Origin of the sequence: Gloeotrichia echinulata CP02 (assembly GCA_038087035.1) — a bacterium.
Lineage (GTDB): Bacteria > Cyanobacteriota > Cyanobacteriia > Cyanobacteriales > Nostocaceae > Gloeotrichia > Gloeotrichia echinulata.
Genome location: CP051187.1, coordinates 5,290,714 through 5,309,535 on the forward strand (window position 1 = coordinate 5,290,714; position 18,822 = coordinate 5,309,535).

At 43.3% G+C, this 18,822-nt stretch carries 15 protein-coding genes, 1 tRNA gene and 2 pseudogenes; 9 read left to right on the forward strand and 9 right to left on the reverse strand.

Features of this window, described 5'->3' with window-relative positions; genetic code table 11:
- Positions 1-6: 6 nt before the first annotated feature.
- On the reverse strand, positions 7-447 hold the full coding sequence (locus tag HEQ19_23390) for an AbrB family transcriptional regulator (protein ID WYM02008.1): 441 nt from the start codon (positions 445-447) through the stop codon (positions 7-9).
- Between the two features lie 1,513 nt (positions 448-1,960).
- Here HEQ19_23390 and HEQ19_23395 point away from each other — a divergent pair.
- Positions 1,961-2,962 (forward strand): succinate dehydrogenase/fumarate reductase iron-sulfur subunit, encoded by a 1,002-nt coding sequence (locus tag HEQ19_23395; protein WYM02009.1) that lies wholly within the window; start codon positions 1,961-1,963, stop codon positions 2,960-2,962.
- A 76-nt stretch (positions 2,963-3,038) separates the two neighbouring features.
- Here HEQ19_23395 and HEQ19_23400 read toward each other — a convergent pair whose 3' ends face one another.
- From HEQ19_23400 to HEQ19_23415, 4 genes and pseudogenes are all read right to left on the reverse strand, one after another.
- Positions 3,039-3,560: a Tol biopolymer transporter periplasmic protein gene (locus HEQ19_23400; GenBank protein ID WYM02010.1), complete on the reverse strand. Its 522-nt coding sequence runs from the start codon at positions 3,558-3,560 to the stop codon at positions 3,039-3,041.
- Between the two features lie 601 nt (positions 3,561-4,161).
- A pseudogene (locus HEQ19_23405) lies at positions 4,162-4,723 on the reverse strand (hypothetical protein).
- A gap of 47 nt (positions 4,724-4,770) precedes the next feature.
- Positions 4,771-5,667 (reverse strand): Ycf66 family protein, encoded by an 897-nt coding sequence (locus HEQ19_23410; GenBank protein ID WYM02011.1) that lies wholly within the window; start codon positions 5,665-5,667, stop codon positions 4,771-4,773.
- Positions 5,668-6,033: 366 nt separating this feature from the next.
- Complete coding sequence (locus tag HEQ19_23415; GenBank protein WYM02012.1) at positions 6,034-6,153, reverse strand: photosystem II reaction center X protein; 120 nt, start codon at positions 6,151-6,153, stop codon at positions 6,034-6,036.
- 228 nt (positions 6,154-6,381) lie between these two features.
- Here HEQ19_23415 and HEQ19_23420 point away from each other — a divergent pair, with 228 nt between their 5' ends.
- The gene (locus HEQ19_23420; GenBank protein WYM02013.1) at positions 6,382-6,675 is read left to right on the forward strand and encodes a YggT family protein; all 294 of its coding nucleotides are present in this window, start codon (positions 6,382-6,384) and stop codon (positions 6,673-6,675) included.
- Positions 6,676-6,879: 204 nt separating this feature from the next.
- On the opposite strand, the gene accC is transcribed toward HEQ19_23420, so the two are convergent.
- Positions 6,880-8,223 (reverse strand): acetyl-CoA carboxylase biotin carboxylase subunit, encoded by a 1,344-nt coding sequence (accC, locus tag HEQ19_23425; protein WYM02014.1) that lies wholly within the window; start codon positions 8,221-8,223, stop codon positions 6,880-6,882.
- 472 nt (positions 8,224-8,695) lie between these two features.
- Between accC and HEQ19_23430 the strand changes: the two genes are divergently transcribed.
- From HEQ19_23430 to HEQ19_23440, 3 genes are all read left to right on the forward strand, one after another.
- A tRNA-Leu gene (locus HEQ19_23430) sits at positions 8,696-8,776 on the forward strand.
- 154 nt (positions 8,777-8,930) lie between these two features.
- The gene (locus tag HEQ19_23435; GenBank protein WYM02015.1) at positions 8,931-9,554 is read left to right on the forward strand and encodes a chorismate lyase; all 624 of its coding nucleotides are present in this window, start codon (positions 8,931-8,933) and stop codon (positions 9,552-9,554) included.
- A gap of 30 nt (positions 9,555-9,584) precedes the next feature.
- Entirely contained in the window at positions 9,585-11,309 is a 1,725-nt protein-coding gene (locus tag HEQ19_23440) for a DUF3352 domain-containing protein (GenBank protein WYM03562.2), read from the forward strand.
- Between the two features lie 250 nt (positions 11,310-11,559).
- On the opposite strand, the pseudogene HEQ19_23445 reads toward HEQ19_23440, so the two are convergent.
- Positions 11,560-11,895: pseudogene (locus HEQ19_23445) on the reverse strand (Rpn family recombination-promoting nuclease/putative transposase).
- 37 nt (positions 11,896-11,932) lie between these two features.
- Positions 11,933-12,928: a mechanosensitive ion channel family protein gene (locus HEQ19_23450; GenBank protein ID WYM02016.1), complete on the reverse strand. Its 996-nt coding sequence runs from the start codon at positions 12,926-12,928 to the stop codon at positions 11,933-11,935.
- 236 nt (positions 12,929-13,164) lie between these two features.
- On the opposite strand from HEQ19_23450, the gene HEQ19_23455 reads away from it, so the two are divergent.
- From HEQ19_23455 to tilS, 4 genes are all read left to right on the forward strand, one after another.
- Positions 13,165-13,497, forward strand: a complete 333-nt coding sequence (locus HEQ19_23455) for a hypothetical protein (GenBank protein ID WYM02017.1) — start codon at positions 13,165-13,167, stop codon at positions 13,495-13,497.
- Between the two features lie 205 nt (positions 13,498-13,702).
- Positions 13,703-14,770: a c-type cytochrome biogenesis protein CcsB gene (gene ccsB, locus HEQ19_23460; GenBank protein WYM02018.1), complete on the forward strand. Its 1,068-nt coding sequence runs from the start codon at positions 13,703-13,705 to the stop codon at positions 14,768-14,770.
- 621 nt (positions 14,771-15,391) lie between these two features.
- On the forward strand, positions 15,392-15,673 hold the full coding sequence (locus HEQ19_23465) for a hypothetical protein (protein ID WYM02019.1): 282 nt from the start codon (positions 15,392-15,394) through the stop codon (positions 15,671-15,673).
- A 137-nt stretch (positions 15,674-15,810) separates the two neighbouring features.
- Positions 15,811-16,785: a tRNA lysidine(34) synthetase TilS gene (gene tilS, locus HEQ19_23470; protein WYM02020.1), complete on the forward strand. Its 975-nt coding sequence runs from the start codon at positions 15,811-15,813 to the stop codon at positions 16,783-16,785.
- A 101-nt stretch (positions 16,786-16,886) separates the two neighbouring features.
- On the opposite strand, the gene hmpF is transcribed toward tilS, so the two are convergent.
- Positions 16,887-18,662, reverse strand: coding sequence for a pilus motility taxis protein HmpF (gene hmpF, locus HEQ19_23475; GenBank protein ID WYM02021.1), 1,776 nt, complete (start codon positions 18,660-18,662; stop codon positions 16,887-16,889).
- Between the last annotated feature and the right edge of the window lie 160 nt (positions 18,663-18,822).

Consider the following 18,822-nt stretch of genomic DNA (forward strand, 5'->3'; position numbering starts at 1 on the left):
AAAAATTTACTCCTCGTCTTCTAGATCTTCGTCATCAATATCCTCTTCATCTAGATCTGGCTGGGTTAATTTTTTATCACTTTCACCGAGTTGGATCAGGTGAATATGCTTGTATCCCAGTCTAATTTCAAATTCATCCCCAGGCTTTAAGCCCATTGCTTTGGTGTATGTGGCACCAATCACAATCTGGCCATTTTGATGCACGCTAACACGATACGTCGGTTCACGACCACGCCCATCTTTGGGTGCTTCTGGACTCAGAGGGATTCCTCTGGCCGATAACAAGGCATCATAAAAATCTGTGAGATTGACACGAACCTGGTTATTTTTAGTAACAGTGTAATAGCCACACTGTTTGGCTCTTTCTCGACGTGGTAAATTGGAAAGTTCTTTTACTTTAGCAAGTAGTGTTTTTCCGGTTAATGGCGCGGTTGCAGTTTCAGTCATTATGCTCAAAATTTCCTTACTTTCTCCAAACTGATAAACGATGTCGTCTTCATGCCAGTATTTAGCTTTTTAGCATCTTTCCAAAGCTACTGAGTCCCTAGGATGAGGGGTTAATTCCTGCGGATAGGGGAGGTAGCCCAAAAACCTCTATTATGCTTGTCCACAACAAATTAAAGGTCATGGTTGTCACAAGCATTAATTTCGGTCATTTTACGGCACTTTTAACCATCATTCGCCATCGGAAATCATTTGTTTTTCTTTTGGCGCTATTGTAGCGGTGTAACTTTCAGCCACCTTTACAAATTGTTTGAGTTCTACTACAAATAAGTCGTAGACCCCAAAAATTGCAGGTTTTCCACTTTCAGTGCTTGTCTTTCTTGCCTGTGATTTATAGGGTGTTCCCTACTCATACTCTCAAGCTTGGGACAGCATAGTATTTGAATAGGGTTCTACAGGTATACACCCTTTTCTCCTGCCAGTAGAGACGTAAAATTACTTGTCTCTACATTACAAAGAAACAAAACAGTAGTAGCCGTGCGTATACGGCTATTGAGACAGGTTTTGTGACTTCGTAATTTTATATTAAATACTAGCATGGACTAATAATAGCAAAATAGTTGTTTTATTTTGAATTTAAATTGCTGGTAAAGTTCTTAGCTAAATATCGTAGCTCACGGCAGGTAAAAAGCGCTAAGGATTTTCCTAGCCCGTTATTGACGTGGTGAGTATTGCCATAAGGCTTTTATCAAAATTCATCTAAATTTAGACTGGTAGTTTTGAGGAGTGAGTTGATTTTCTTGATAGTAAGGCAATTCCATCCTGTTTATCGGACTGAGCCAAAAAACGGTCATAGTATTCTGCAGGTCTGTCTTAGGGAAGAATAAATTTTCCCACATCTATACAGTGCTTTGTTGCTTGTACCAAATCTTCATGATCAGATTTAACAATTCTATATAACAAGAAAATTTCCGCTAGCTCAACCATTAAGGGATTTTTCAGCCCGTGGCTCTGATTGCTGTTGACATGAAGATCTAGTGATAACCTAAGGTGGATTTAATTTAGTTAATTTTTCTATGCAGGGCATAAACACAAGTCCCTCTGCCAATGTGACTTATCTCACTGACTCTAGCCAAGAGGTAAATTACCAAGAGTCAAGAGTCATGGTAAGCGAGTAGGCAAAGGGCAAGAGGCAATAGATCTTTCCCTATTGCCTTTGGATTTTTGACTGGCGGACTTGGAGCAACTAACTACAGTAGATTTAAATATGAAGCAATGATTACCTTTTTTTGCTGTTGGACGTAGATCTGGAGACAAATGTCGCCAATCGCCATTCTACAACTAAAATTTTAATGGTTATCCTGAAATTAAAATCAGTAGGTCTTTAATCATCAGCCTATTAACAGCTAACCTGGAATCAAGGCCAAAAAAAGTATAGCTTATTTTTTGGAGTCCTCGGCCTATAGTCATGATTTCTCTGATGAGTGTAGTAACTTGAAAATTTTGGTGAGTGGTAATGGACATTCTTTTTAAGGTCATTCGACAGCAGCAAAATTCCTCCCCTGTAGTGCAAACTTACCTTTTGGAGGCAGAACCTGGCAATACAATCTTGGATTGTCTCAATCGCATTAAGTGGGAGCAAGATGGGACTTTAGCATTTCGCAAAAATTGCCGCAATACCATTTGTGGTAGCTGCGCTATACGAATCAACGGACGTTCGGCTTTAGCTTGTAAGGAAAATGTTGGGAGCGAAATTGCCAGATTACAAAATATCTCATCGTCAGAACCTCAGAAAAATACTATTCCAGAAATTACGGTAGCGCCTTTAGGCAATATGCCCGTAATTAAGGATTTAATCGTAGATATGAACAGTTTTTGGAATAATCTCGAGGCGGTTACTCCTTATGTGAGTACAGCAGCAAGACAAGTTCCAGAAAGGGAATTTTTGCAAACACCAGAAGAGCGATCGCGCCTCGATCAGACTGGCAATTGTATCATGTGTGGAGCTTGTTATTCTGAATGCAACGCCCGTGAAGTTGATCCAAATTTTGTCGGACCTCACGCCCTAGCTAAAGCTTACCGCATGGTAGCAGACGGACGCGATCGCCAAACCGAAACTCGCCTAGAAAATTACAACGAAGGTACTAAAGGCGTTTGGGGTTGTACCCGTTGTTTATACTGCGACTCTGTTTGTCCAATGGAAGTCGCACCCCTAGAGCAAATCACCAAAATTAAACAAGAAATTCTCTCACGTAAACAAGCCAGTGACAGCCGCACAATTCGTCACCGCAAAGTATTAATAGAGTTAGTCAAAGCAGGTGGCTGGATTGATGAACGTCAATTTGGTTTACAAGTCGTAGGTAATTATTTTCGAGATTTAAAAGGATTGCTCAGTCTTGCACCCCTCGGCTTGCGGATGATAGTCAGGGGTAAATTCCCCCTCTCCTTTGAATCTTCCCAGGGAACTTCACAAGTGCGATCGCTCATCGAATCTGTACAACAGTTAGAAAATAAATAGTGCTGAGTGAGGAGTTTGGAGTCAAGAGTCTATGATCATTTTCTTGTCTCCCCATCTCCCCCTCTCCCCATCTTCCTCACCGAGGATCTTGAGGGATATTTAATGGTTGTCCCGAACGGTCATAAACTAAAATATCCCACTGTCCACTATTACTATATTCAAAAGCAATCCTACTACCATCGGCGCTAATGGCGGGGTTGCGGACTTCGGCTTGCAAATTAGCAGTTAAATTCCGTGATTGACGTGTTTCTCGGTCATAGAGGAAGATAGCGGATCGCCCTTGACGACTAGCAGCAAAAACGATGTAGCGACCATCACTAGAAACGCTGGGATGAGAGGCGATCGTATCGAAGGAATTTAAATCGGGCACATCAACCAAATTGCTAGTTACAGTATCAAACATGTACACATCAGGGCTACCTCGGCGGTCACTAGTAAAAACAATGTATCTCCCCGAAATTTGCGGATTCAATTCCGAGGCTAGACTGTTCAAACTCCGACCCCCCGAATCAAACGGATAACTCAACAGACGCGGGTAGCCAAAACACCCAGTCAAACCTAAGCAAGTAAACACAGAAATCAAAATAGAGGGTTTCATAGGAATACGCGGGATGCGGGAAACTCAGCGTCTTCAGACCGCTCGTGGTCAGCGGCACGAGCGACTTCAGTCGCAGTGGTATTTGTGTTAAAATCAGATTGTGAGTAAGAACAAAAAACATCTGCGTGTTGAAGCATCCTAGTATCGGAGAAATCCCGGCTCCTATGAAACAACGGTTAGGTTTAAGTCCTGGCGCAGTATGACAGGAAAGAGCAAATAAAGGCTTGTTGCGGAGCGTACCGCGTCTTGGCTTAGTGATGGATTCACCAAAGCATTGGAAAAAATAAAAGTAGCTAGAAACCTAAGCTTGACTTAGAGTGACTAGGTAGACGGCGTTTGACGGTCGTAGCGAGAGTTTTACTCTGTCTGTAGAATCTCAGTGTCTTTAGACCTGAGAGTGTCAAAATATTTAGTCATTTGTCATTAGTCATTAGTCATTTGTCATTTGTCAGTCCTAACTCCTGACTCCTGACTCCTGACTCCTGACTCATTACTCCTGACTCATTACTCATTACTCATTACTCATTACTCATTACTCCTTACTCATTACTCATTACTCATTACTCATTACTCCTGACTCCTGACTCCTTACTCCTTACTCCTATGGCGGTGGACTCACGGGGGTACCATTGGGAATATCTAACTCTATATTTGGACCTCGGTCTAGAACTTCAATATCCCACTGACCACGGCTAGCTGTTTCAAATACAACATAACGTCCATCTGGACTGATCCCAGGCTTTCTGACCCAGGCCGCGATAGATTGGGGTGAGAATTTGCGATTGTTGGATAGCGCGATCGTAGAGCGCCACAACTGGTCTACCTTGGTCGCTAGTAAGATAAACAATATAACGCCCTGTGTAGCTCAGGCTAGGACTTTCGGCAATTGTTTCCCGTCGGTTTAAGCCTGGTGTGCCGATAAACCGTTGCTGTTCCAAGTCGTAAACTAGCAGCTGGTGATTACCATTACGATTGGAAACAAAAGCTAAAAAGCGCCCATTTCCGCTCAAAGTCGGTTGTTCTTCGGTGTAGCGACTATTGAGGGAGGTAGGCCCAATGGGGATATCGTTGGAACTACAAGATGCAAGCACACTTACCAAGCTAAAAACCAGGCTCCAATGAATGGGTCTTTGGAGCCAAAATCTAGGCGTAATTTTGTTCACCTCAACTATTTTCCGTCGCCTATCAGCCTACATCCACCCTGAATATTTTAATAATTTCCAAAATTGGTCGAATTATCTGCATCGTCATCGGGCTTTGCAATCGGTTTGTAATCTACATAATCAGTGGGGATCGCGTCATCATCCTCCCGTTCTCGGCGAGGAGTTGAGTCACTAGGCGGACGACGCCTTCTGGGTTTGGGGGTAACATCTTCATCACGACTTTCTGGACGCTGAGGGCTACTGTTACCACGACGGGTAGGTTTTTTGACTTCTCCAGAAGAACTTTCCCAATCATCAACTTCCCTAGGGGCCGAACCCCAATCATCATCGTCTCTTTGAGTTGGACGAGTTGCTCCCCGTCCTGAACTACGTCGGGGCGTTTTATCCGTTGGTTCTTGTCTTTCAGTGCTGCTGCGGCGTTCAGAACGACGCGGGGGTTGATCTTCATAGTAGTCATCACGAGGCGATCGCTCATCCCTACTACCCCGAATTCGCGCACGGGGGGGGCGTTCTTCCTCTTCATAAGGCAAAGGTTCTAATTCTGCATCTACCTCGGCTTTATACCTCCGTTCATAGGAATATTTATTACTCACTGGTCGGTCTTCGTCTACAATCGGCGTATTGCGCTTGGCTTGTTGGGTAGCTATACTTCGCAGCCGAATACTTTCAACTGCAAAAAATACAGTAGTGCCGACTAAAAGCAGCTGACCAAATTGTAAAATTGGGTCTAACCGCCAACCTTGGAAGATCAAAATAAAACCACAAAGTAAGCCTACCGCCGCAAAAAATATATCTTGATCTCGTGACAATTCTGGACGCACAGTCCTCAAAAAATACAGTGCTGCTCCAGCCACAGCCAGGAAAATTCCTAGAATACTGGCTGAGTTCGTCCCCAAATTTACCTGAGCCAGAATACTGGCTGAATTCAGCCCAAAATTTATCATTGCTGTTTTCCCAATATCAAATCTATGTTAGCGAGTCACAATTAAAATCACTACTCTAATCAGACACAATATTTAGATATTAAAACTTCAAAGCATCTGGCAAAGATGCTCTGAAGCTATCTAGCTCAAGCTAAAAAAGCTGATATCTGTCAGCTAAGTAACCTTGTCTCTTCCCAGAGCAATTGACGCTCCTAGTACTCTGTCAAGATAAAAATGATGGACTGTAGTGCGGGCATCTTGCCCGCGTGAGCGAGACGCTCACACTGCCAAAAATCCCTCAAAACAAAATTGACAGACTACTAGTGGATCGAGGGAAATAGCTGACAGAAAAATCGGTTATGAGAGTCGAATTAACTCCCTAAATGATTATGAACGCTGGATTTTATCTTTTTGGCTAATGAAAATCAGCCCCACTGTTGCTGGGATCACGACAATCGCTGCACCCCAAACCAGACTCCAAAGAAAATTTGCTAAAGCAGGTGTCATAGTTCTCAACCTTTTTTTACACACTTCATCATATTAATTCTAATGGTGTATCAGTTCCTTGAGAAGCATCTAGGAGATTGCTCACCATGAGCTAGGAAACAATAACCGCCCAAAAGCGTGTTTGCTGTTTCATTCATAGAAGAAAGAGACCGCATTTGGTTAAAATGAGAGAGAGTGCTTTACAAAGCTTAAAATTTTCTGCTTGTTCACAGATGGTAGCTCAAATCGATGACTGGTGTTAACCTGACTGCTTTGATTCTCGGTCCGGTGTTGGGAGTGATGACATTTTTCTTTATTTTCCGCATCATTCTCACTTGGTATCCACAAGTTGATCTGAATCGTTTGCCCTTTAATCTCATAGCTTGGCCAACTGAACCTTTTTTAGTACCGATGCGAAAGCTGGTACAACCTATCGGCGGGGTGGACATCACTCCCATAATTTGGGTTGGTATTTTCAGTCTGCTACGAGAAATTCTACTAGGTCAGCAAGGGTTGCTCACCATGTTGTCGCGTGTCAATTAGGGCATGGGGCACTTGTACTGAGCGAAGCCGAAGTATGGGGCATGGGGCATGGGGCATGGTAATATTACTTTCTCTTCTCCCCCAATGCCCAATGCCCAATCCCCAATCCCTGGTAACATAGCGGAGCCGTACCACTACGTGGAAGCAAGCTACGCGTAGCGTCTCGCAGAGAAGTGCAATCCCCAATCCCCAATCCCCAATCCCTTAGCTATTTATATCCTGGACAAAACTGGTAGAGACATTACCCTGTAAAAACTGCGGGTTTTCCATGATTTTTTGATGAAATCCAATGGTTGTGGGTAGACCGGTGACAGCACACTCCCGCAAAGCCCGTTTCATTCGGTTAATGGCTGTGGGGCGGTCGGGTCCCCAAACAATTAACTTTCCAATTAAGGAATCGTAATAGGGCGGAATTTGGTAATCGGTGTAAACGTGGGAATCAATCCGCACACCGGGTCCACCAGGAGGTAGATAACCACTAATCCTTCCTGGGGAAGGGCGAAAGTCATGGTCAGGGTCTTCGGCGTTAATGCGACATTCAATCGCATGACCCTGCAAAACAACTTGGTCTTGGGTCAGCTGGAGTCTTTCTCCTTGGGCAATCCTGATTTGTTCGACAACCAAGTCTACCCCAGTAATCATTTCGGTTACGGGATGTTCGACTTGAATCCGGGTGTTCATTTCCATAAAATAGAATTGACCCGATCTATCCAAAAGAAACTCAATGGTACCAGCCCCAGTGTAATTAATAAACTGAGCGGCTTTGACAGCAGCTTGTCCCATTTTTTCTCGTAGATCTGGGTCTAGAGCTGCGCTAGGAGCTTCTTCGAGCAGTTTTTGGTTGCGGCGCTGAATCGAGCAATCCCGTTCACCTAAGTGGATAACATTACCATAGTTATCTGCTAGAATTTGAAATTCAATGTGGCGCGGACGCTCAATGAATTTTTCTATATAAACACCAGAATTACCAAAGGCTGCGCCTGCTTCCCCTTGCGCCGCCAAAAAGAGTTTGACAAATTCGTCTTCAGAACGCACTAGCCGCATACCTCGTCCACCGCCACCAGCTGTAGCTTTAATCATCACTGGATAACCGATATCCTTGGCAAGTGTTAATCCTTCTTGCTCCGACTCTACCAGTCCTTCACTACCTGGAACTGTAGGCACCCCAGCCCGTTGCATGGTTTCTTTAGCCGTAGATTTATCACCCATCAAGCGGATAGCTTCTGGAGTCGGGCCAATAAAGGCAATATGATGGTCTGCACAGATTTCTACAAATCGGGCATTTTCTGCCAAAAACCCATAACCAGGATGAATAGCACTCGCATTGCGCGTTAAGGCTGCAGCAATAATATTGGGAATATTCAAATAACTTTTACTGCTGGCTGGCTCGCCAATGCAAACCGCTTCATCGGCAAGTTGGACGTGTAGCGCATTACGATCAACAGTGGAGTGAACGGCAACCGTCGCAATTCCCATTTCTTCACAGGCGCGGAGAATGCGAAGGGCGATTTCTCCCCGATTGGCAATTAATATTTTGTCAAACTTCATTTTCTAGCTTCGATATCAGTACCAGTAGATTGACATTCTCTCCCATTCAACATGCAACAACGCTCTCCCCTTATTGCAAATTATCATGGCAGATTACCAAGCCTCGTCCTTAAGCATTGTGTAAACGCCCTTTGGGCGGCTTCCCAAAGGGTAGGATCTAGCTTAGAAGCCCCTACGGGTTTAACTAGACTAACAATATTACTGCTGCTAGTCTGTTTGGGCCACCCGCAGGGGGCTGTTGGCTATATCCGAACGGCACGGAGCTAGGGGAGCTAGGAGAGATGGAGGAGATAAGGGAGGTAAAGGAGTCGGGAAAAATTATTCAACATCGTCATCCCCCTCATCGGAGCCTCAACAAGCCTGCCATTCGGTTATACCCCTTTAATATCACTTGAGAAGTAACTATATTTCTGTCAGTCTGGTATCCACTAGCAAAAATTTTATGCTATATTCATTTAGTTAGATAACCTGTGCGGATGTGGCGGAATTGGTATACGCGCACGCTTGAGGTGCGTGTGGCTTTGCCTTGCGAGTTCGAGTCTCGCCATCCGCATTTTTTACATATATAGTCAAGAGTCAAAAGTCAATGGTTAAGGTTAAGCAACCTGAAACTGTTGACTTTTGTTTATGGAATCTGGACTCTGGACTTTGGACTTATTGCTTTTTTTTATGTTTTTATAGAGATAGATGAAGTTTTGTAAAAAACATTGACTGCTACTTTTACAGCGACAAACAACTTAACATTACCAACGGGGTGGCATCGCCTGACTCCGATTTGGCAAGGTGGTGAGGAAGTAATTCAACAAAGTTTGCCTCACTCTGTGCTAGCACCAGCTTGGCAATTGCTACTTTTGGGCGATGGCTCCCCAACACGACACTTACAATTGCTCACAGGTGAGCCGACAGAAGTGGATGTGATTGACATGTCTTTGATTGGTATGAATGCAGATGATGCGCCCAACTTAATTCAATCTGTCCCAGGTCCGCGACTGCGGCGACAGGTCTGGCTGCGTACCGCCTCTGGTCAGCGATTAGGTTACGCTACTTCATGGTGGGAAGCTAGTCATGTAGATGAGTTTTTGCAAAACCGTTCCTTACCGATTTGGGCGAGTTTAGCTCGTATCCGTACAGAGTTATATAGGGATATTCAAGGAATTTACTACGGGGACTCAGTGGCTTTGGAGTCTGGTTTTGAGGTTAAGGGGCCTTTTTGGGGGCGTCACTATTTGTTTTGGCATCATGGACAGCCCCTAACATTGATTTATGAAGTTTTTTCGCCTTATTTAACTAAATATTTGGGAGCTACGCACATTGGTTCCATCAATATGTAATAAATTAGCAAGTATGAGGTATGAATTTCAATGGCACTACCTGTTGTGTCTGTCTCGATGAAGAAAAAAAAGAAACCGTCTCTGGTACTGACACTTTCCGCTGCTGGATTATTGATTGGCGCAGGGGGTGCAGCATACTGGTTTTTAACCCAGGGACAACTATTTGCGAGAAATTTGCCAGTAGGTGCAAATATTATTCCTCAAGATGCGTTGTTTGCGGTTTCCCTCAGCACAAATCCTCAGCAATGGGAGAAATTGCGCTCGTTGGGGACAAAAGAAACCCAAGCAGAATTAGATAAAAACTTAGTGCAGCTGCGCGATCGCTTTCTGACTAATAATGGGTATGATTTCCAAAAAGATATTCAACCTTGGGTAGGCGATGAAGTCACAATCGCCATTCTTTCGCCCCAATCGAGTCAACCCGCACCTAAACCCGTAGCGACTAATACTGATGCTGATACTAGTCAGCAGTCGATGGTCATGGTGCTGCCAGTCAAAGATATAGATAAAGCAAAAACTATTTTAGCACAACCCAAAGCACCAAGTCAAGGCAAATGGATTGACCGTACATATGAGGGTTTTGCCATTAAACAAACCGATGGACAAACTGGGGCTAACTTTTCCGCAACATTAATAGATGGGCGGTTCCTCGTGATTACCGATAATCCCAAAGCCACAGAAAGAGCAATTGACGCTTATAAAAATCAAGTATCCCTAGCCACAACAGGGGGATTTGCTGATAATTTTCCCAAAATTGCTAATTATCAACCATTTGCCCAGTTTTATATAAATGTGCCCTCAGCTGCGAAAATAGCAGCCGCTTCTCCCAATCGTCATTTACCTGGCCAAGTATTGGCTCAACTGCAGAATAACCAAGGTTTAGCGGGAAGCATTACCTTAGAACCAGAAGGAATCCGGTTAAAAGGCGTTTCCTGGCTCAATCCTAACAGTCAGCGCGTGCTAGCGGTGGAAAACAACGCCGGGAGAATGCAAAACCGGGTACCAGCAGAAACCTTAATGATGCTATCTGGTGGAAACTTACAACGTTTGTGGGCAGACTATATTTTAACATCCCAAGGAAATCCCCTCTCGCCGATCACAGCAGAACAGCTGCGAAGTGGTGTTAAATCCCTGACAAATCTGGATTTAGATCGGGATTTGCTCAGTTGGATGAAAGGCGAGTTTTCTGTTTCAATAATTCCCAATAGCCCCAAACCAGGGTCATCAGAGGATTTTCGTGCAGGATTCCTCTTCATGGTACAGGCAAGCGATCGCTCATCGGCTGAAGCATCTTTAAAACAGCTAGATGAGGTGATGAAAAATCAATACCAGTTCCAGATTCAACCGGGAACAGTCGCGGGTAAACCGGTTATTAACTGGATTGGGCCTTTTGGTACTTTAACCGCTACCCACGGCTGGTTAGATGGAGATATCGCCTTTTTAGTGGTGGGCGCTCCCATTAGCGATAAAATTATCCCCAACCCTAATTATACACTAGCTAGCACTTCGCCATTTCAACAAACCGTTCCGACAGAACCCAATCCCACAAATGGTCAATTTTTCCTTGATGTGGAACGGACAGCGAAAAATTTTCCCCTCCCGACTTTAATTCCCAATCAACAAACTTGGCTAGCTGCAACCCGTTCAATTGGGGTGACAACATCTGTTAGCGACAGTCGCAGTAATCGCTACGACTTATTTATCTCACTGAAAAAAGCTGATACCCCAGCCCCCTCATCTAGTCCACAGAAGTGAGGAGTGAGCGTTTTCGGGGTTTAGCAATGCTAAACCCCTACGACATCTGGGGTTGTTTGCAGTCCATATTTTGTGTTTTTTGTCAATGCGTAAGTCCTAACACCTATGGGCAGGGTGGCAGTCGCAATTAATACCTAATCTTCGACCTGGAGGCAACTGTTGATTTATGGATAAACTTTGCAACCTTTGTGGCTTCTAGGTTAGCTTTAGAGACTTATTCAGCAAGCCCTAATTACAAGCCTGTCTGCGTCTACTGAGTCGGTTGTTGTGCAGCTTGCCTTACCTCATCCAGAGTTAAACCTAAAGCTTGTGCGATCTGTTCCACTGTCAACCCGGCAGCTAACATTGGTGGTACAGCAAGTAACTTTCCTTTTTCTATACCTTCCTGTTTTCCTTTCTGTTCGCCTTCTGCAAAAGCTTGCTGATATACTCGTGTTTGCTTCAAATCGCTTAATCCAAACATTTCCTGTATCTCCTTGATATCCATACTGGGAAATTTATAAACCAAAATCGTCTCAATTAATTGTAATAATTGTTGCTGTTTTTGTACTGAATTAACTTCCTGACTGGTTCTAGTAATTAACTGTTAGAGAAAGCGTTATGTCCTCAAATCTTAACATTTCTCATGGTTCGTTTTTACCGTTGCCATCTTCTGAAGAACGCGCTTGAGCCAGTAACCTGAGAGAATCGCTGACACGGCGAGGCTTTGGTTCTTCTTTTTTACCGGCTGGCCAACCTTCACGCTGACGGGAGCGATCGCCATCTGTTTCTTCGGTTTGGTCGTGGAATAAAATTTGTCGTGTTGGGTATGGCAAATCAATACCGTGTTCCACATATAGCTTTTGCTTAATTGCCGAAATTACCTTGTCTCGTGAAGATAAATCATCTGCTCTGCGTGGCGGTTTGATCCACCAGCGCACACGAATGTTGACGGTGCTTTCAGCCAGTTCCAGCGCCAACACATCAGGAGCCGGATCTTTTAAAACTTCATCTATTTCATACAGTGCATCTAACATCAACTGCTTGGCTAAATCAATGTCGTCGCCGTAGCCAATACCGACATCATATTCTAATCGGCGTTTATCAAAAGCAGTGTTGACTGTGACAGAATTAGTAAACAGTTCCGAGTTAGGAATGACAATCAGCCGACCGTCATAAGTTTTAATTGTTGTGGCGCGTGTTTGGATATTTTCGACAGTTCCTTCAAAACCTTTAAATACTATTTGATCATTAATTTGAAAAGGTTCTGTTAGCAAAATTAAAATCCCCGCCAAAAAGTTTTGTAGAATATCGCGGAAGGCAAAACCAATTGCTACACCGCTAATTCCCAACAACTGCACTAAATCACCAGCTTTAAATGTGGGAATTACAATAGAAAGGGCAACAAACAAACCAATCAAAACTGTTGCGCCTTGGGCTAACCTTCCTAGTACTAATCCCAGATTTCGGGCGTAGCGACGGTTACGAGTTAAGTGTTTAACAAATGCCTTAATTCTGCTGGCAATAAACAAAAACAATAGAAAAACAATCAACGCTAAGAACATGTTTGGTAACAAAGCGATGAAACCATTAATTATGCTTTGAACTTTGTCCCAAGCGGCGGATATTTCTGCGTTCATTAACTTTCCTCATTCGATTTTAGATTTGGGATTTTAGAATTTTAGAAATATTCATCATCATTTGTAATTAATTGCTAGTAGTAGGAGTTTCTAGGACGTTGACATTTACTAAAGGGGTGACGTTAAAATCTTGTGTTTCTTTCGCTACTTTTATGGATAACTAATAGTAAAATGCCAGTTTAAGAGACTGCGTAATCGAAAATTGCTAAAGTTACGAAAGCCATATCCAGCTGTCTGTGGTTAAGGCTGCACTCAGAACTGTTCATGGTACTGACAAGATTGAAACCGAAGTTTCCAGCTACTACAAAGCTTACGAAATCAAGGGTACTTACCGGGGGATGATGATTGCAATTCCCCCTGAAGAATGGCGAGTTTTTCAGAACATGACCTTCACAGAATTATCGCAAATTCTCAAACATCTGGCAGGTCATGTCAAGCTGAGGGCTTTTCGTCGTCATCCGCGAAGTCCAAAAAAACCTCAACCAAAGCGGACTTATCTCAAGAATCGACCTCATGTCTCAACTTTTAAGATTCTAAACCAGAAAAAACTGGAAAATAAGACACCTTGAAAGGGCTAGTCCTAACACCTATGGGCATTGAGCAACAACAGACAATGCCCTGCCTGTTGGGATTATTGTACCAAAAAGCCGTCCTAGAAGCGTAGCACTGAGGGGTCGTTGTGGACTTGGCTCTAGACCTAAATTTTCGGTAACGATATAGGATCAGAAAAGTCAGAACTGATAATTTTAACGAATCCACTAGGGAGAAGACTTTATGAATCTGGTTTTACTCCAGAACTGGCTGGACAATGGATCTTTTGCGGTCTTATTCCTCACGATGCTGGTGTATTGGGTAGGGGCTGCTTTTCCGAATCTACCGACAATGGCGGCTTTGGGGACAGCGGGAATGGCGATCGCTAATTTGTGCATAGCTACAATATTAGGGGCGCGATGGATAGAAGCCGGCTATTTCCCACTGAGCAATTTGTATGAATCGCTATTTTTCTTAACTTGGGGAATTACCGCTGTCCACTTGATTGCTGAAAATAGCAGTCGTAGCCGCTTGGTGGGGGTTGTGACCGCCCCTGTGGCTATGGGGATTACAGCTTTTGCTACTTTGACACTACCATCAGAAATGCAAAAGGCAGAACCTTTAGTCCCGGCGCTGAAGTCAAATTGGTTGATGATGCACGTCAGTGTGATGATGTTGAGTTATGCTGCTTTGATGGTGGGTTCGCTGTTAGCGATCGCTTTTCTCATCGTCACTCGCGGTCAAAACATCCAACTACAAGGTAGTTCTGTTGGTACTGGTGGCTATCGTAGTAATGGCTATCGGTTACACAAAGCAGGCGAGCTAGTTTCTCAGCCACAAACTGCGACTGTAGAAAATAATGGCTTTGCTCGTTATGAAACCAATGATAACGGTAATGGTAACACAGCTGTTTTGGGAGCAGTCATCACAACCACAATCCCAAATCCCACATCCAATATCCAAAATTCTGAACTCCTTTCACCCCAGCGCCTTAGCCTAGCTGAAACCCTCGATAACATCAGCTATCGCATTATAGGACTGGGATTTCCCCTGCTGACAATTGGCATTATAGCTGGTGGCGTTTGGGCTAACGAAGCTTGGGGTTCTTACTGGAGTTGGGACCCCAAAGAAACCTGGGCGTTAATCACTTGGTTAGTTTTCGCCGCATACCTCCACGCCAGAATCACTCGCGGTTGGCAAGGGCTACGTCCAGCTATTTTAGCAGCTACTGGCTTTGTCGTCGTCTGGGTTTGCTATCTTGGTGTGAATCTTTTAGGTAAGGGTTTACATTCTTACGGTTGGTTTTTCTAAGGGGACTGGGGACTAGGGACTAGGGACACTTCGGCAAGCTCAGTGCATCGCTGGGGATTGGGGACTAGGGACACTTCGGCAAGCTCAGTGCATCGCTGGGGACTGGGGACTGTCTAAGAGATTTTCATTTTTAGTTGTGGGATTTTCCCATGACTAGCTGACTTGAAAATAAGACCCCACCCCTAGCTCCTCTACCACGAGATAGAGTTAGGACTTACGCATTGACAAAAAACACAAAATATGTTAATCCAAAAAACCGGAGATGTCGTAGGGGTTTAGCATTGCTAAACCCCTACAACGCGGGTCTGTTTACTTATAGCGTTTCTCGCCCTAGTAAGGTACACCCGTAGGGGCACGGCATTGCCGTGCCCCTACACCGCGTGATACAATTTTGTACCTCACTTAACTGAGAATCGCTATAATCAAACAATTAAAACAAATAAAATAAATCAAACCAAGAAAACAAATACTAAATTAACAGTCGATTAACGATGGTATTTGTAGAAAAACCTAAATACGTAATATTACTATTGTGTTAGTATTAAAAGTATTGGAATATAGTTCCAGCAATACAGGGGCACGCCAAATAAAAGATGTTTATGAAATTTATATACGGGTATTATGCTGTCAAATTCAAAGCCTGCGAAAAATATTGCCCTACATAGAAAACCCACAGTTGAGGGTAATAATAATAATATTTTGCTGACGCTATTACTGCTTGTGGTTTTACCAATTGGTTGTTTCACTACCTTTTCTTCAGTATTATCTTTATTGACTGGAAGTGGTGATTCTTATTTTCCTACATCAATCCCTTGGATAGATAATCAAGCAGAATGCCAACATACACATAGAAGTTGGTATAACAATAAATGTTGGGATGATGAACAGAGTCCCATGTTCTAAATATATATCTATTATTGTGCTAAATTCCAAATCGAAAATTGCGACCGTTGATGTAGACGCATGTCTGGCACCTCAACACAAAGCTACGCCGATACAATAGAAAAATATCTGCGTCCATCTGCGGTTCAAAATTCAACATGGTATGGACTCCCCTACATACAAAAATACATCGCACAATTAGATCGCGCCAGCTATTTAAGCCTAAGCAGCGGTTATTAGTTGCTGTTTCTGGCGGTCAAGATTCTCTGTGCTTAATTAAACTACTTTTAGATTTACAATCAAAATGGGGATGGGATTTAGGTATTGCTCATTGCGATCATCGCTGGCGTTCTGACTCCCAAGCTAATGCTGACCATGTAGAAAATTTAGCTAAAAGTTGGGGAATATCATTTTATTTAGCAACCGCTGAGGAAGCTGTAAAAAGTGAAGCAGCTGCAAGGGATTGGCGATATCAAGCTTTAAGTGCGATCGCCCAAGCAAATCATTACCATTATATTATTACAGGACACACGGCAAGCGATCGCGCCGAAACTCTGCTTTATAACTTAATTCGCGGTACTGGTGCTGATGGTTTACAAGCTTTAACTTGGGAACGCCCACTAACTAACGACATTCTGCTGGTACGTCCACTCTTAGAAGTGACTCGTACAGAAACAGAGCAATTTTGTCAACAGTTCCAGTTACCAATTTGGGAAGATTCCACCAATCAAGATGTGAAATATGCCCGAAATCGTATCCGCCAAGAATTATTACCATATTTGCAAGCAAATTTCAACCTGAAAGTAGAATCAGTTTTAGCGCAAACAGCAGAACTTCTACAAGCGGAAGTGGAATATTTAGAGCAAGCTGCAGATAATTTGCGCCAAGAAGCGATGCGGGGGGGGGATGGGATAATGGTGATGCTAAATCGTCGGGTATTGCAAACAGCACCACTGGCTTTGCAACGGCGTGTCATGCGTCAGCTATTACAAAAAATACTACCTGAGTCGCCAAATTTTGAACATATAGAAAAATTAACAGCTTTAATTACAGCACCAAACCGTTCGCAAACCGATCCATTTCCAGGAGGTGCGATCGCCTATGTCGAAGGAGATTGGATTTATCTTCAGTAGGTCGGTGAGTGAATTCAAATTACAGCGATTTTCACGTAATAACCAAAGATCTTCGTAGGGGCGCAAGGCCTTGCGCCCCTACCATTGGTGGTCAAACGCTTTCAAGAAGCAATCAATTCTGGCTGAGATATCAGACTCAGGAGAGTGTGACGCATTTGGCTGATAGTCTGAAGTTGATAATTTCCAGTTTCTTGAATTTGAGCTAAATCTTCCACCATTACTTGAAGCTTCTCCCGTAAACCATCTAAGCAATCTTGAATTGGCTGTAGTGCTTCTTGATAGAGATTAACGCGACTCCAACATTCAGCAGTTGCTGTTCGCAGGTTCTGTAGGTTTTCCTCGATTGTTTTGAGTTCTTGGCGTTTATTTTCCAGTTCTTGGCTTTGTGTGTTAATTGTCCCCTGCGCTAACTCAATAGCAGCACGCATCTGCTCAATGTCTCGTTCTAGTTTTTGCAGTTCTTGGGAATGTTGTTGTCGCTGGTTTTCAATTTGCAAAAGAATCTGACTGAAATCAATTTTCTGATTTTCTTGTACATCAGCCAGTGTATTTCCTTGTCGTCGTCGTAGTATGTTACGGTGTTCCTTGATTAATTTCTGTCGCTCTAGCAAATTCCGGCGTTGTCCTACCAAAGTTTCGTTCAGCATTTGGTAGAGGTCTTTTTCTTCGGTCAATTCTGTTTCTAAGTTGATGCGGTCTTGGTCAGAGGCCTGGTTGATTTTTTTTTGCAGTTCCTCTATAGTATCTTGCTTATATTTAAGTTCTAGTTCTTGATCCTGGACGAAGGTAGAGTCAATCTCAAACTTTGTCTGCAAATCTTGTATCAATTTTTGCAGTTCTTCTTGAGGCATTTTTTCTAAAGCTTCCACATTCAGTTGCTGGCTGATAACCGCATCACTGGAGTTTGCAGCCAAAGAGTGAATGTCCTGATATAAGTCCTGCTCATGGCGTAATTGTTCATTGAGTATCTGAATATACTCTTTTTTGCTAGTAAGGACGGCGGTATGGACTTTTAACTGAGATGTTTGTTCCTCCAGAGAATTTTGTGCCTGTTGGTATGCATTTTGGCGATCGCTTAAACTGTGTACCAGGCGATTCACTTCCTCTTGCTGTTGAGTGGCTAAAGTTTTTTGCTGTTCAAGTTTTTCCCAGTGTGGGTTGAGATTCGCTTGCTGTTTTTCTACCAATTCAAAGGACAGCTGGAGGTGTTCTTTGAGGATTTCTGTGGGAGCTACCCGAGTAGACAAGCGATCGAGCAACTCACTATCGAGCAATTCACTGATGACTCGACTTTGCTCCTCATCCAAAACCTTCCCCTGTTGGCAATTTGCTTGGTATTCCTCTATACGACGCTGCTCACCGCGCAAATGCTCCCATGCGCCTTCGAGTTCCTGATGATTGCGCTCCAATTCTTGTTGTAACTGTTCGATTTCTGCACGAGATGTCTTAACTTGCTGTTGTTGCGTCTCTAGATTTTGCAGTTCCTCCTCAATTTGTTGTAACTGTTCCCAGCGGGTTTCCATGTCCATTTCCCGACGATTCAATTCTTGCGCTTGAAACGTCAGCGATTCTTTCCACTGGTCAATTTCGTCTTCCTTGAGTTTAAATTTTTCTAATTGGCGAGAAAAATTTTGCAAAATGTTAACTAGAGGGCGTCCTGCTTCTTGAATCCGCTGTAGCTGACGATTGGGAGTCATTTCCACTAATACCAGTGCGCCATCGTTTAATTTGCTGGCGTCTTCAGCATTAATCACTTCTTCTGGAACCGGACTCCAACTCTGATCAGTCCGTTGACAAGCCAACAGTTTTAGTTCAGTTTTGCTTCCACTACCCAGTAAACCACTTTTCTGCTTTTGTACTTCTGCTAAATACAGCACACCTTTAATCCCTTATATACTTGATGACCGTGTTTTAGGTTATACCTTAGATAATTCTGTTAACTTGTCTGATTTCAGTTCAGCCAAGAAAAAAAAAGACAGACAAAACAATTTATAGACGCAATATGTTACGTCTTGATTTTTATAAAAGCGACTGAAT

Coding starts and splice junctions, on each gene's coding strand:
- ccsB (WYM02018.1), top strand. CDS start 13,703: ATGAATCTGGTTTTACTCCAGAACTGGCTGGACAATGGATCTTTTGCG.
- HEQ19_23410 (WYM02011.1), bottom strand. CDS start 5,667: ATGATAAATTTTGGGCTGAATTCAGCCAGTATTCTGGCTCAGGTAAAT.
- accC (WYM02014.1), bottom strand. CDS start 8,223: ATGAAGTTTGACAAAATATTAATTGCCAATCGGGGAGAAATCGCCCTT.
- HEQ19_23390 (WYM02008.1), bottom strand. CDS start 447: ATGACTGAAACTGCAACCGCGCCATTAACCGGAAAAACACTACTTGCT.
- HEQ19_23415 (WYM02012.1), bottom strand. CDS start 6,153: ATGACACCTGCTTTAGCAAATTTTCTTTGGAGTCTGGTTTGGGGTGCA.
- HEQ19_23440 (WYM03562.2), top strand. CDS start 9,585: ATGGCACTACCTGTTGTGTCTGTCTCGATGAAGAAAAAAAAGAAACCG.
- HEQ19_23465 (WYM02019.1), top strand. CDS start 15,392: ATGCTGTCAAATTCAAAGCCTGCGAAAAATATTGCCCTACATAGAAAA.
- tilS (WYM02020.1), top strand. CDS start 15,811: ATGGTATGGACTCCCCTACATACAAAAATACATCGCACAATTAGATCG.
- HEQ19_23450 (WYM02016.1), bottom strand. CDS start 12,928: ATGAACGCAGAAATATCCGCCGCTTGGGACAAAGTTCAAAGCATAATT.
- HEQ19_23400 (WYM02010.1), bottom strand. CDS start 3,560: ATGAAACCCTCTATTTTGATTTCTGTGTTTACTTGCTTAGGTTTGACT.
- HEQ19_23395 (WYM02009.1), top strand. CDS start 1,961: ATGGACATTCTTTTTAAGGTCATTCGACAGCAGCAAAATTCCTCCCCT.
- HEQ19_23420 (WYM02013.1), top strand. CDS start 6,382: ATGACTGGTGTTAACCTGACTGCTTTGATTCTCGGTCCGGTGTTGGGA.